This is a genomic window from Rhodococcus sp. ARC_M12 (assembly GCF_022810385.1).
GTDB classification, from domain to species: Bacteria; Actinomycetota; Actinomycetes; order Mycobacteriales; family Mycobacteriaceae; genus Rhodococcoides; species Rhodococcoides navarretei.
Genome location: NZ_JALGQI010000012.1, coordinates 32,556 through 44,763, shown reverse-complemented (window position 1 = coordinate 44,763; position 12,208 = coordinate 32,556). Strand labels below are relative to the sequence as shown.

Sequence of the window (12,208 nt, the reverse complement as noted above, 5' to 3'; positions counted from 1 at the left end):
CGCGACGGTGCGGCGTCCTACTGGTTGTCCGTCATCGAACAATCGGGGGAACTTCTCATGTCAGGTCCGTACGAGCAACCGTTTTCAGCTGTACAACCGTTTCCGCCTGCGCGGACGCCCACCCTGCCGTCGTCGAATGCCGGGTGGGCCGTCGTGGCCATCATCTTCTTCTGGCCGCTGGCCATTCCGGCGTTCAATCACGCACTGAAGGTGCACCCGCTGTGGATGATGGGAGATGTTCAGGGAGCGCAGCATTCGTCGAATCGTGCCGGGTTCTTCGGGAAGCTGTCGCTGATCATCTTCGGTGCCTTCATCGTTCTCTACCTCGCGTTCATCGGCTTGGTCGTCTCGACCATGTGACGGATCACTGCTCACCCGCGGGTGACAGAGATGCCGCCGTCGACGTAGAGCGTCGTTCCGTGGACCATCGCGGCGTTGTCCGAGACCAGGAACAGAACGCCGTGGGCGATGTCCTGCGGAGAGAGCACTGCGCCTGCCGGTGTGCCGGCCGTCATGGCGTCGAGTACACGACGCGCATCCTCGTTGCCCGGGGTCAGGGTGGCCCCGGGCGCGAGGGAGTTCACCCGCACGCCGCGCGGGCCGAACTCGGCGGCCCAACTGCGGGTGAGCTGTTCGTCGGCGGCTTTGGTGGCGGAGTACATCGCTGCGAAGGGGCTGCCCATCGTGGCCATCCACGATCCGATGTTCACGATGACTCCGCTACCGCGCTCGGCCATGGCGGGAGCGAGCGCGCCGACGAGCACGTGTGGAGCTCGGACGTTGACGGCAAGCATCGCGTCGAGCTGATCATCGGGCAGGTCCGCGGTGGCGGTGGCCGGATAGATGCCGGCGTTGTTGACAAGAATGTCGACGCGGCCGCCGAGAGCGCCGGTGCTGCGGGCGGCGAACTCGCGGAGCTCCTGATAGCTGCCCGAGAGATCGACGTCGACGAAGGTCGCAGTGCCGCCTGTCTCGGAAATGCGGAGAGCCAGGGCCTTGCCGCGCTCGGCGTCGCGGCCGCTGACGACGACCGATGCCCCCTCGGCGGCGAGGGTGAGCGCGATGGCAGCACCGATCCCACTGGTCGATCCGGTGACAACGGCGGTGCGTCCGAGCAGCTGCGAAGAAGTAAAAGAAGTCATGACGCCATGTCTACGGTCGGTCGAGGCAGCGAACCAGGCGTCGTTCTGCCTAGGTCTGTCATGACCAGGTTGGCAATCGCCCCCGTGGCTACTGTGGAATTCGTGAACAAAGACAGGTCGGCTCTCAGCGCATTTCTGCGTGATCGGCGCGACCGCCTGACCCCGATCGAGGCCGGGCTTCGTACGTATCCCGGTGCTCGACGGGTGCCCGGGCTTCGGCGAGAAGAGCTGGCATCGCTGGCCGGAGTGAGTCCGGACTACTACAGCAAACTCGAACAGGGTCGGCAGGCCAACGTGTCGAACGAGGTGCTGCTGGCGATCGCCGGTGCGTTGAAGCTCGATGAGGTCGAGTGTGCACATCTACTCGATCTCGCGTCCCCGGCTGTGCCCACCGAGCATGTTGCGCAGCTCCCGAATCCAGGGCTGCTCCAAGTCATGAAGGCGCTCGACCATGTGCCGGTGATCCTGCTCGGGCGCAGCGGGGTAGTGCTGGCCAGCAACTCGCTGGTGCGATCCGTACTGAGCCTGCAACCGTCTGCTGGCCACTCGCTGTTCCACTATCTGTTTCGCAATCCCATCGCCCGCGAGCGAATCGTCAATTGGTCGCAGTTCGCGGCGGCCTCGGTCGCGGCGCTGCGTCGCGATCTCGCTCGTCGACCGGGAGACCCGACCTTGATCACGTTGATCGACGAATTACGTTCGTCCGAGTCTTGTTTCGAGCAATGGTGGAGCGATCACGAGGTCGCCGACTTTGCGGGTGCAACCAAGATCATTCAGCACCCCGCGGCAGGCACTCTGCAATTCGGGATCGAATTTCTGACGTCGCCGAGCGAGCCGGATCAAAGTCTGATCGTCTACACGGTCGAGGAAGGGTCGAGTACGGCGAAAGTCCTGCCGATCCTGGCGAGCTGGGACCCGAGTTCGGCGATCACCTCTTGACCGGTGAACTCGGTCGGATCAGCCGGCTCCAGCGGCGCACGGCACAGACGCCGGCCGGGCACTGTCCGAGCTGGTGGTGTCGTCAAAGTAGACTCCATAGACCGTGAGCCTCACCCTCGGAATCGTCGGACTGCCCAACGTCGGCAAGTCCACCCTCTTCAATGCACTGACCAACAACGATGTGCTGGCCGCGAACTATCCGTTCGCCACCATCGAGCCCAACGTGGGTGTGGTTGCGCTGCCGGATCCCCGGCTCGAGAAGCTGGCCGAGGTGTTCGGTTCGGAGAAGCTCGTGCCTGCGCTGGTGTCGTTCGTCGATATCGCCGGCATCGTCAAGGGTGCGTCCGAGGGCGCAGGCCTGGGCAACAAGTTCCTCGCCAACATCCGTGAGGCCGACGCCATCTGCCAGGTCGTTCGTGTCTTCGCCGACGACGACGTGGTGCACGTCGACGGTCGCGTCGACCCGACCGCCGATATCGAGGTCATCGAAACCGAACTCGCGATCGCCGATCTGCAGACTCTCGAGAAGGCCATCCCGCGCCTCGAGAAAGAGGTGCGGATCAAGAAGGATCGCAAGCCCGCGCTCGACGCGGCGCTGGCAGCACAGGCTGTGCTGAACGACGGCAAGACGTTGTTCTCGGCGAAGGCGAAGCTGGACTTCGAGCTGCTCGGTGAATTCCAGCTGCTCACCACCAAGCCGTTCCTGTACGTCTTCAACGCAGACGAGTCGGTGCTGACCGACGACGCGAAGATCGGCGAACTGGCTCGCCTCGTAGCTCCCGCCGATGCGGTGTTCCTCGACGCGAAGATCGAATCCGAGTTGCTCGAACTCGACAAGGAATCGGCAGCGGAACTGCTCGAATCCGTCGGACAGACCGAGCCCGGTCTCGACGCGTTGGCTCGCGCAGGCTTCCACACTCTGGGCTTGCAGACCTACCTCACCGCAGGCCCGAAAGAGGCCCGTGCGTGGACGATTCATCGAGGTGACACTGCACCCCAGGCTGCGGGCGTCATTCACACCGACTTCGAGCGCGGCTTCATCAAGGCCGAAATCGTCTCCTACGAAGACCTCATCGCCGCGGGTTCCATGGCCTCGGCCAAGGCCGCCGGCAAGGTGCGCATCGAGGGCAAGGACTACATCATGTCCGACGGCGATGTGGTGGAGTTCCGCTTCAACGTCTAGTTGACGCGCGACATCAGTAGGTCACCCGGGCATGTCACGTGGTGGCACCTCGTAGCCTCGTTGAGAACTGAACCATTCAAATCGGTGCAGCACAAAACAGTCTGAATCCCGGATTTTTCACAAAATGCCGACGATTTGTCCGCTTCTTGTCCTTCCTCCGTGCGAGACTGCCTCGACAACAGCGGTCGCAGAGCGCCGCGGGCAGTGGGGGTTCTATGTTCGGCGTGCGGCCGGTTCTGGTGATGATCGCAGTTCTGCTCACCGTCGTAGCGGGCGTGCCCGCCGCTGCTCAAGACATCGACACCGAGAATCCTGAATCGAGCCAGCCGGCGCGGATCGAGAACCGAATCGATACCGGCCCGACGCTGACGTGGCTGTCGGTGTACTCGCCGAGCATGGATCGGACCATCGAGGTGCAGGTTCTCACCCCCGCGGAACGTAAAGGCCCGCGCCCGACGCTGTACATGCTCAGCGGATCCGGGGAGAACGAACCGTCGAGCAGCATCTGGCTTCGCAAGGGCAAAGCGGCGGAGTTCTTCCGTGACAAGAACGTCAACGTGGTTCTCCCGCTTGCCGGGCCGGCCAGCTTCTATGCCGACTGGGAGAACGACGACCCCCGCCTCGGCCGCTACCGCTTCGAAACCTTCCTGACGCAGGAGCTTCCGCCGTTGATCGACGCGGAGTTCGAGGGCAACGGCAGTGACGGTGTGGCGGGCCTGTCGATGGGCGCTCAGTCGGCGATGATGTTGGCCGCCCGGAATCCGGACAAGTACTCGGCCGTCGCGGCGTACAGCGGGTGCTTTCTGTCCGAGGGCATAGTCGGGCAAACCGTCATGCGAAGCATCGTCGCCGGGTACGGCGGCAACGCGAACAATATGCTCGGTGGGCCCCTCAACGCGGGTTGGGCCGCCCACGACCTGCTGGTGAACGCGGAAGCGCTGCGCGGAATGTCCATCTACCTCTTTTCTGCCAGCGGCCTCCCCGGCCCGCACGAGCGTTACGAGACGCTCGAAGACCTCGACACGCTGGTGATCGGCGGGGCGATCGAAGTAGGTACCGACTTCTGCACACGCCTGTTGCGCGACAGGCTCGTCGAGCTGAACATCCCGGCCACGTTCGATCTGGGCAGCCCGGGTACGCACTCGTGGCCGTACTGGGCAGACCAGCTTGCGAAGAGCTGGCCGACGCTGGCCGCGGGGCTCGAGCCGTGACGTCTGATCGACGAATGTGCAGAATCCGAGGCGCAGTACGACCGAGTGTCGGATATTCTTACCGCGGTGGTAAGCGCCACCGACTGCGCTTCCACGTGGCAACCACGTGAATCATCGAGGAGAGGCCTGACCAGTTCAGGACATGTCTGGATGGGGTGCGGCGCAGAAATGCGCCATCTTCATTCCGCCGATGGCCGACATCGGTTGACGAAAGGACATGACATGTCGTCGAAGGACGAAAAGAACCTGACTCAGGTGATCGAGAAGATCTCGAAGATGGATGAACCGCGGCGTTCGGTCATGCAGCAGGTGCACGAGATAATCGTGTCCGCGGCCCCCATGTTGAAGCCGAGGATCTGGTACGGAATGCCCGCCTACGCGACGTCGGCAAGCACGCCCGCGCTTGTGACGCTGCGCAACGACGATCGATTGAATCTGGCCATCACCGAGAAGGCGGCCTTCCGCGCTGCCGGTGGCGTTGACGGGGAGTTGATGCCGGCGGCATGGTTTTTCGAGACCGTGGACGAGGCGACTGCGCAGCGTATCGCCGAGATTGTCCGTTCGGTAATCGACTGAAGCGCGTTCGGTCGACCGTAGGTCCCGGCGGGACAACGAGGCTCGGAGAAACCACCGCCAGGACGGAAGCTCCAGCAGGACCGCGGCGTGCATGGCCATTCGCGCTAGAATTCTGTACATGACGACCCTGCCGCTTGCCGAAGTTCGGGCGAACCTGTCGAGACTCGTGGATGAAGCCGTCCGTACTCATCAGCGCATCGAGGTCACCCGGCAGGGGCGTCGTGCGGTGGTCCTGCTCAGCGCGGACGACTACGACTCGATCATGGAGACGCTCGAAATCCTCGGTGATCAGTCGTTGATGGCAGAAATCAGGGCCGCCGAGGCGGCGGAGGATCGAGGCGAGGTCTACTCCCTCGACGACGTCACTGCCGAGATGCGTGAGCGTGGTCGGCTCCCCGAGTGAGCTATACGATCGAACTGACGGGCTCCGCTCGGAAGGCGCTGAACGAACGGTTGCCCGACGCTGTCGCCGTCGCCTGCTGGGAGTTCATTCGTGGCCCGCTGGCGGGGAATCCGTATCAAGTAGGCAAGCCACTGAGAGATCGACTGGGAGGTAAGTTCTCGGCCCGCCGCGGTGAGTTTCGCGTCGTGTACCAAATCTACGAAGACCGAGTTGTGGTGCGAGTGATCGCAATTGCTCACCGTCGGGACGTCTATCGGTAGCTTCACCTGTGAGCGTGGTCGTCAGTGCCCGGATGCGATCTCGGCTACGCTCCGATCAGACGATAGGAGAACGTAGATGGGTCTGCAGGAACTCGAAGCATTGGTGCATCGGACGGCCACTGCTGGAGAACCTTTCGAGCGTGGAGCCGATGAGGCGGAGCAGACGTATCTGTCCTCGCTTGCGGCCCGGCCGAGTACCGAGCTGATCTGCGAGGTCGGGTTCAATGCCGGCTTCTCGAGTTGGGCGTTCCTGGAAGCGTCTCCCGACGTGACTGTCGTGTCCTTCGACTTGGCCGCGTATGAATACAGTGCCGCTGCGAAAGCCCATATCGACGAACACTTTCCGGGCCGCCACACCCTGATTCAGGGTGACTCGCACACCACCATCGCGGCCTATGCGAAGGAACACCCGGACGTGCGATTCGACGTCATCTTCGTCGACGGTGACCATTCGGTGGAGGGTGCCCGCGCAGACCTCGACGATCTGCGTGCGTTCGCTACCGCAGACACGGTAGTCATCATGGACGACATCACGCCGTGGCTCTGGTTCGGCGAAGGCCCGACTCAGGCCTGGCGGGAAGCCGTCGACGCAGGTCGAATTCTGCACACGCAGTACTTCCGCGACGGTGAACCTGTCGACGAGGTGACCCCGCCGGCAGCCCGTGCCTGGGCCGAGGGACGCTACCGTCTCTGAATACCGACCTCACGGTGGCGGGATGAGGCGATGTGTGCAGGTTGTGACTGTTCCATCACAGCAGCGCTATCGCATCGACTCGGCGCGAGCCACCGCGTCCGAAACCAGTTGAGCGGCCTCATCGACATTCGACGCGAAGCGTACGTTATCGAACCGGTGCAGACATGCGTCATAAATTCCGGAGACTTTTTGGTTGGCGTTGTCCATCGCAACTACCTGCTTTCCCATCATCGCTGCCAGAACAGCAGCATGAAGGCGGTCGGTCAGCACTACCGATCCGAAGTTGAGAATGCGTTGTGCAACTGAAAGATTGAGTCTGATCAGTCGGCCGTAGGACTGGACGAGGGCAGGGTAGAGGATTTTCGTGGACTTCGGAAAGTTGGACACAATCCTGGTGGGCAAGGTAATCGCATGGGAGCGAACCGAAACCATTCTCTGCTGGCCCCAGTCGAATTTCGCCGACGAGTGCTCGAGGTGGACCGACCCGTGGTCCAGTCGTTCGGAGTCCTCTCTGAAAAGTTTCACCACGTCAACTTTCGAGCCAGAAGGACTGCGCGCGATAGATGCTCCGAAGGCGAGGTCTGGGCAGTATTCGATTCGATTCTCGGGGAATGCAGAGAGGGCGATTTCGTACGAACGACGTTCACGTAGCAGCAACGTCAGATCAGGGTGTTGTCCGTAGACCTCGGCGGTGGCCTTCAGTGCGTCCGACCGTGCGTAGTCGATTCCCTGAGGTAGAGCGACTATCCGATTGGCTGTGAACCGCGAGACTATACGTTCACGGAATTCTTGATGGAGGGGCCAGCGATCGCCGAAATTTCCCCCTCCGTGCAGGAAAATCGTTCGGTCGCCGATTCTTTTGCGGAGCATCTTGTCGCTGTGCGCAAAGATATCCGACAAGTAATCGACTCGCACCTGCAGATCACCGAAATAGCGCCGCTCACCTGCATATATGAGAGAGTCGCCAGCATTTTCATGGATTGGGAAATCCAATAACGCGATGCGATCGCCGGTGTGGATATGGTTGTGAAGAACTGCACGTGTGTCGTCGCGGATCGAGTTGAGGGCGTGCTGTGTCATGACGACCTGTTCCGAGTCGGAGAAAGACGGATTTGCCTCGAAGTGCTGTATTCGGAGCCAACGGCGTCCTTCGGTTGCAGCAAGAATCGAACGCGTGTCGATAGGGCGCCCCACTGCAGGCCGATGTTATGAGCCCACAATCCACGGGGTTGTGGGCTGAGCAGATTCGGTAGCCAGGGATTTCGAAGGATCGCGAGGAAGAAGATCGTGGCCAGTATTGCCGGAATCTGCGTCAAACAAGATGGGTTTGGGCAACCCATGTGTTCGTGCTTACGAACGACTTGGCAAGACGTTCTGCCGTAATTTATTCCTTGCCGGAATGAGGCGTGCATCGTGGGACGTAGCCGATACGCCACAACTGCATCAGGCACGTGTCCCAACGTCAGACCGGCCTCCTGTATCCGCCAGGAGTAGTCCACGTCCTCGCCCCCGCCGATCAACTCCTCGTCGTAATATCCGATCTTGTTCACCACCGTGCGCCATAGGGCAAAGTTGTTCCCCTGTGCGTAGGGAAGGTAGAAGGTCTCGAAGCGCTTCTCTGGAGGCGGCATCCGACGCCACGTCGCCACCTCGGTCGAATTCAGCGTGGTCAATTCGATCGACCCGCCTACTGCATCGAACTTCTCGGCCGCATGAGTAATCGCGCTCAACCAATGGGGATCGGCAACGTCGTCGTGATCGAGGACTGCCAAGAGATCGCCGCGAGCGGCGTCGATGCCGACGTTTCGTGCATGAGCCGCACCCCGGATGCCAGATGAGTCGACCCAGCGGAAGGGGAAGGAAGGAGTCAAGGCTTCGAGGTATCCACGAGTGCCGTCGCTGGAGCCGTTGTCGCTCACGATCACCTCGAACTCGCCTTTGTAGTCCTGGGCGGCGAGAGCCTGGAGCTGCCAGTCCAGATGGGGCACTCCATTGTGTACGGCAATGATGACGGAAACAAGACCGTTCGGCATAGTTTGTGACTTTACCTGACCTTTGGGCTCAGGCCTTGTCGAGCCTCAGCATCACCTGGTTCGTGAATGATCAGTTTCTCAACTTCTTCTCCAACGGCGTCGGGAACGACGGGACCACCGCGGTACCGTCGAGCAGGGTGGTGAACCGTTCGGCCTCCGCTGCAACGGCTTTCGACACCGTCGAGCCGACGTCTTCGAGCAATTCGGTGGACACCTCTCCGGAGCCGGTGACAGCCCAACCGCCGACGATGCGACCGTCGGACCAGATGCTCGGGCCGATGTTGCCGAAGGTGTCGAACAGTGGGGCCTTGTGGTCACCGAGATACCAGGTTCGGTGTTTTAAGCCCATCGGCGTGGGATCCAGTGCCGGCAGCAGCATGACACTGGTGCCGGCGGGCTTGTCGAAGGTTGTGCCGGGCAACATGATTCCGTCGCCTTCGGTGAGTTCGACGGTCACGGTGTCGAGGCCCGAGACCGCGCCACGAGTCTGTGTCTTGTTCCAACCCGTCCACCACTGCAGGTCGTCCAGGGTTGCTGGTCCGAACACCTCCAGCCAGCGTCGAGCCAGGTCCGCCCTGGCCTCGGTCTCGTCCAGGAGGGCAATCCCGTCCGGCCACCAGTGGTCGATCGGTGCCCACGCATGGCGTCGAGAAGTCCATGCGCCGCGAGGTTCGACGCGCACCAATCTGCCCTCGGCGGCCATCATCACCAATACCTCGGAAGTGACGTATCGCTTGACGTCGTACACCTTGTCGGTGGTCGGCAGATACGCCGTCTTCAGTCCGGGAACGGCAGCGGACAGCTCCGCTCCGGTCGCAGTTCCCATCGCGCGTAGCGCCGCCTCGGTCTGTTTCTCTGTTGCGGCAAGCCAGGATTCGACGTTGTCGATCACCGGCTCGGTGGGCAGCGTCGAGACTTGTTTGACCAAGCGTGCCCGCATGGTGCGCGCAACCCCGAGACTTGCGGCGGCATGAATCATCGGGACGTCGCCGTGTGCGACGACGAACATCGTGCGCCGCATCGCCATCAGGCGGACCAGGCTTCGGCGTTCGTACATCGCATCACGAACATCGGACAGTCCCAGCGATCGAGCACGTGCCAACACCGAGAGGTACACCGTCGCCGGGTCGGTGGCATGCAATGCGAGCAGTGACGACACCACCGCTTCGGTGGTCGAGGCGCGGGCGAAGTGCTGCGCGACGAGCCGGTGTCGCCGCTGAGCGTCGGTGATCTTCACGCGCTCAGTGTGACGGCAACCGAGGCCAAGGGCCGACGGAACCGGTGAGACGAGCGTCGGCGATGCCGCTGAGGAGAGTTCGTTGTCGCTGCAGTCGAGTCTCCGTAGGCAACGAAACAATCACGAGATGCCAGTTGTTCGGACCGGATGGGTCGTGCTCGCCGCCATTGCCGTAGCACTGGGTGTCTCGGTGTCGAATTGGCCGATGTACCGGATAACCGACTGCGAACGGGGCTTGTCGATGAGTCCCGCACGCTGCGAACAGCCGCTACTGGACTCACAGCGCCGGTAGCTGCTTCCGGCGTGCATCTGAGGCAGTTCGATGGAACGCGGCGGCTATCGATCCGATGATCGCCATAGGAAGAGCAAAGACGAGCAAGCTCGAGTAGGAGTCGTGGGTCACGAACGCGATCCCGGCCATGAACAGAACAACGAGGGCGGCGACGGCGATCCAGGAGAACCGCTTGTGCAGTGCTATCGCTGCCATTGCAGGTGGCGTGGCGAGGAACAGCCCTACGCCAATCAGGGGCCATACCCCCAGCACATCGACGGCACGGTCGCTGCACTGATAGGAACTGCTCTCGCCGATCTTGGAGCACGCCATCGATACGTCGAACATGGTCAACGACGCCGCGTTCCACGCAGTGAAGGCCACCGCGGTAACGGCCAACGCCCACCACACCGTTCGCACCATGCCCGCAGCCTAACCGTGTGGTCCGACCGAACTAGGCCCTCGTCCCTGGCGTATCACTGCTCGGCCTGCGAGACTGCGCTGACAGGAACCGGACGACAGGGGTGACGGATACATGGTGCTTGCGTTGTGTGCCATCACGTTCGCTGTTCTGCTTCACGTCGTGGCAGCTCGACTCGCCGCTCGTGAGAACTACGGCCGTAGGTTGCCAGCCGTGAACGGCCCGTATCCGGTCAGACCCGCCCGACGTGTCCGCGGTGCCCAGACTGCCGGATGGTTGCTGAGTATCTACGGTGCGTTCCAGCTCGGCAACTATTTCTGGCTGAGCGAGCCGTGGTTGGCGATCGGTCTCATGGTTGCCGTACTTCTTCTGGTGAACGGCCCACCGAGTCTGCTGGTGACGGTGCTGCACAACGGCAATCTATCGACGCAACCGTAGGACCTGAACAACATCAGGACGCGAACACCTTGCCCGGGTTCAGGATTCCGTGTGGATCCAGGGCTCTCTTCACCGCGCGGTGCATGTCCAACACCACCGGATCGAGTTCTTGCACCAGACCGTCCATCTTGAGCAGCCCCACTCCGTGCTCACCGGTCACCGTGCCGCCGAGTTCCAAAGCAGCGTCGATGATCTCGGCGAAGGCGGCCTGGGCACGCTCGCGAGCCGGAAGGTCGTCGTGTGGCGTGATGAGCAGCGGGTGCAGGTTTCCGTCACCGGCGTGGGCGATGTTGGCGATCGTCGTCTCGTAACGAAGGCCGATCTGCTCGATACGCGACAGCATCTCGGGCACATGCTTCTTCGGTACGCACACGTCCTCGGTCAACACCGGACCCAGCCGCTCCATCGCCGGATACGCCAACCGTCGGGCTGCGAACAGCGCGTCGGCCTCCTCCTGATCGGTCGAGACCGCAGACCACGTCGCCCCGGCCTCGTCGAAACACGAGAGCATCTTCTCTGCTTCCTGGTCTCCGATGAGGCCAGGATCGTCGATTCGTCCGAGCAGCACTACATTGGCCTCGACCGACAGGCCCATGTTCTTCCAGGCGTCGACGGCGATGAGGCACTGCTTGTCGATCAGCTCCAACGCGGAGGGCGTCAATCCGGCGGCGGCAACTGCGGCCACGGCACGTCCGGCGTCGACGATCGAATCGAAATAGCCCGCAACGGTGCGTTGCGGATCCTGCAGCGGGCGCAGCTTGAGTGTCACTTCGGTGATGATGCCGAGCGTGCCCTCCGACCCGACCATCAGCCCCGCAAGATCGTATCCGGCAACACCTTTCGCGGTCTTGCGCCCGAGCCGCACCAGCTCGCCGGTTCCGGTGACGACCTGCATGCCCATCACGTAATCGCGGGTCACGCCGTATTTCACGCAGCACAGCCCGCCCGCATTGGTGGCCACGTTGCCGCCGATGGTCGACCATGGCGCGCTGGCCGGATCCGGGGGATACCACAGACCCTGCTCGGCGACGGCTGCGCGCAGATGATCGTTGACCACTCCCGGCCCCACGACGGCGTAGCGCTCGAGTAGGTCGATCTCCTTGATCGCGTCCATACCGTCGAGGGCGAGCACGACGCATCCCTCGGTGGCATTCGCGCCACCGGACAACCCGGTACCCGCCCCGCGAGTGACAACGGGCGCGCCGTGAGCGAGGCACGCACGAACGACAGCCTGCACTTCCTCGGCGGTGCGGGGCCGCACGACGGCAACAGGCATCGCAAACGGGGCCCATTCCGCCTCGTCGTGCTGGTACGAGGCGATGACGTCGGGATCGACGAAGAGACGATCCGCGGGGAGAGAGTTCGACAACTGTTCGACGAGCGACATGCTTCGACTCTAG

General features: G+C 62.4%; 15 protein-coding genes. 9 read left to right on the top strand and 6 right to left on the bottom strand.

The genetic code is table 11. The features are described 5' to 3' along the window. The first annotated feature begins 57 nt into the window (after positions 1–57). Positions 58–360 (top strand): CD225/dispanin family protein, encoded by a 303-nt coding sequence (locus MTX35_RS16235; RefSeq protein WP_243595976.1) that lies wholly within the window; start codon positions 58–60, stop codon positions 358–360. Positions 361–371: 11 nt separating this feature from the next. On the opposite strand, the gene MTX35_RS16230 is transcribed toward MTX35_RS16235, so the two are convergent. After that, positions 372–1,142 (bottom strand): SDR family NAD(P)-dependent oxidoreductase, encoded by a 771-nt coding sequence (locus MTX35_RS16230; protein ID WP_243595975.1) that lies wholly within the window; start codon positions 1,140–1,142, stop codon positions 372–374. A 102-nt stretch (positions 1,143–1,244) separates the two neighbouring features. Between MTX35_RS16230 and MTX35_RS16225 the strand changes: the two genes are divergently transcribed. The 7 genes from MTX35_RS16225 (at position 1,245) to MTX35_RS16195 (ending at position 6,408) form a co-directional block, all read left to right on the top strand. Next, complete coding sequence (locus MTX35_RS16225) at positions 1,245–2,081, top strand: helix-turn-helix transcriptional regulator (protein ID WP_243595974.1); 837 nt, start codon at positions 1,245–1,247, stop codon at positions 2,079–2,081. A 103-nt stretch (positions 2,082–2,184) separates the two neighbouring features. Next, a complete protein-coding gene (gene ychF / locus MTX35_RS16220) occupies positions 2,185–3,264 on the top strand; it encodes a redox-regulated ATPase YchF (protein WP_057475323.1) in 1,080 nt (359 codons plus the stop codon). Positions 3,265–3,479: 215 nt separating this feature from the next. Then, the gene (locus MTX35_RS16215; RefSeq protein ID WP_243595973.1) at positions 3,480–4,475 is read left to right on the top strand and encodes an alpha/beta hydrolase family protein; all 996 of its coding nucleotides are present in this window, start codon (positions 3,480–3,482) and stop codon (positions 4,473–4,475) included. 255 nt (positions 4,476–4,730) lie between these two features. Beyond that, complete coding sequence (locus MTX35_RS16210; protein ID WP_243595972.1) at positions 4,731–5,051, top strand: DUF1801 domain-containing protein; 321 nt, start codon at positions 4,731–4,733, stop codon at positions 5,049–5,051. A gap of 118 nt (positions 5,052–5,169) precedes the next feature. Next, complete coding sequence (locus MTX35_RS16205) at positions 5,170–5,454, top strand: type II toxin-antitoxin system Phd/YefM family antitoxin (RefSeq protein ID WP_243595971.1); 285 nt, start codon at positions 5,170–5,172, stop codon at positions 5,452–5,454. Then, the gene (locus MTX35_RS16200; RefSeq protein WP_243595970.1) at positions 5,451–5,714 is read left to right on the top strand and encodes a type II toxin-antitoxin system RelE/ParE family toxin; all 264 of its coding nucleotides are present in this window, start codon (positions 5,451–5,453) and stop codon (positions 5,712–5,714) included. The genes MTX35_RS16205 and MTX35_RS16200 overlap by 4 nt, the downstream gene beginning before the upstream one ends. A 76-nt stretch (positions 5,715–5,790) precedes the next feature. Continuing rightward, positions 5,791–6,408: a class I SAM-dependent methyltransferase gene (locus tag MTX35_RS16195; RefSeq protein ID WP_243595969.1), complete on the top strand. Its 618-nt coding sequence runs from the start codon at positions 5,791–5,793 to the stop codon at positions 6,406–6,408. A gap of 66 nt (positions 6,409–6,474) precedes the next feature. Here the strand turns inward: MTX35_RS16195 and MTX35_RS16190 are convergent, their stop codons facing one another. From MTX35_RS16190 to MTX35_RS16175, 4 genes are all read right to left on the bottom strand, one after another. Further along, positions 6,475–7,488 carry a polysaccharide pyruvyl transferase family protein gene (locus MTX35_RS16190; protein ID WP_243595968.1) on the bottom strand — a complete coding sequence of 338 codons (1,014 nt, stop codon included), beginning with the start codon at positions 7,486–7,488 and terminating at the stop codon, positions 6,475–6,477. Beyond that, positions 7,485–8,441 (bottom strand): glycosyltransferase family 2 protein, encoded by a 957-nt coding sequence (locus MTX35_RS16185; protein WP_243595967.1) that lies wholly within the window; start codon positions 8,439–8,441, stop codon positions 7,485–7,487. Before MTX35_RS16185 ends, MTX35_RS16190 begins: the two co-directional genes overlap by 4 nt. 70 nt (positions 8,442–8,511) lie before the next feature. Then, a complete protein-coding gene (locus MTX35_RS16180; RefSeq protein WP_243595966.1) occupies positions 8,512–9,678 on the bottom strand; it encodes a winged helix DNA-binding domain-containing protein in 1,167 nt (388 codons plus the stop codon). Positions 9,679–9,955: 277 nt separating this feature from the next. Further along, positions 9,956–10,372, bottom strand: coding sequence for an ABC transporter permease (locus tag MTX35_RS16175; RefSeq protein WP_243595965.1), 417 nt, complete (start codon positions 10,370–10,372; stop codon positions 9,956–9,958). A 112-nt stretch (positions 10,373–10,484) separates the two neighbouring features. On the opposite strand from MTX35_RS16175, the gene MTX35_RS16170 reads away from it, so the two are divergent. Then, a complete protein-coding gene (locus MTX35_RS16170; RefSeq protein WP_243595964.1) occupies positions 10,485–10,808 on the top strand; it encodes a hypothetical protein in 324 nt (107 codons plus the stop codon). Positions 10,809–10,821: 13 nt separating this feature from the next. Here MTX35_RS16170 and MTX35_RS16165 read toward each other — a convergent pair whose 3' ends face one another. Continuing rightward, positions 10,822–12,195, bottom strand: a complete 1,374-nt coding sequence (locus MTX35_RS16165) for an FAD-binding oxidoreductase (RefSeq protein WP_243595963.1) — start codon at positions 12,193–12,195, stop codon at positions 10,822–10,824. Between the last annotated feature and the right edge of the window lie 13 nt (positions 12,196–12,208).

What these genes read in the sequence shown, in the direction of transcription:
- MTX35_RS16165 (WP_243595963.1), bottom strand. Translation starts at nt 12,195, where the DNA reads ATGTCGCTCGTCGAACAGTTGTCGAACTCTCTCCCCGCGGATCGTCTC.
- MTX35_RS16185 (WP_243595967.1), bottom strand. Translation starts at nt 8,441, where the DNA reads ATGCCGAACGGTCTTGTTTCCGTCATCATTGCCGTACACAATGGAGTG.
- MTX35_RS16205 (WP_243595971.1), top strand. Translation starts at nt 5,170, where the DNA reads ATGACGACCCTGCCGCTTGCCGAAGTTCGGGCGAACCTGTCGAGACTC.
- MTX35_RS16175 (WP_243595965.1), bottom strand. Translation starts at nt 10,372, where the DNA reads ATGGTGCGAACGGTGTGGTGGGCGTTGGCCGTTACCGCGGTGGCCTTC.
- MTX35_RS16170 (WP_243595964.1), top strand. Translation starts at nt 10,485, where the DNA reads ATGGTGCTTGCGTTGTGTGCCATCACGTTCGCTGTTCTGCTTCACGTC.
- MTX35_RS16235 (WP_243595976.1), top strand. Translation starts at nt 58, where the DNA reads ATGTCAGGTCCGTACGAGCAACCGTTTTCAGCTGTACAACCGTTTCCG.
- MTX35_RS16215 (WP_243595973.1), top strand. Translation starts at nt 3,480, where the DNA reads ATGTTCGGCGTGCGGCCGGTTCTGGTGATGATCGCAGTTCTGCTCACC.
- MTX35_RS16195 (WP_243595969.1), top strand. Translation starts at nt 5,791, where the DNA reads ATGGGTCTGCAGGAACTCGAAGCATTGGTGCATCGGACGGCCACTGCT.
- MTX35_RS16230 (WP_243595975.1), bottom strand. Translation starts at nt 1,142, where the DNA reads ATGACTTCTTTTACTTCTTCGCAGCTGCTCGGACGCACCGCCGTTGTC.
- MTX35_RS16190 (WP_243595968.1), bottom strand. Translation starts at nt 7,488, where the DNA reads ATGACACAGCACGCCCTCAACTCGATCCGCGACGACACACGTGCAGTT.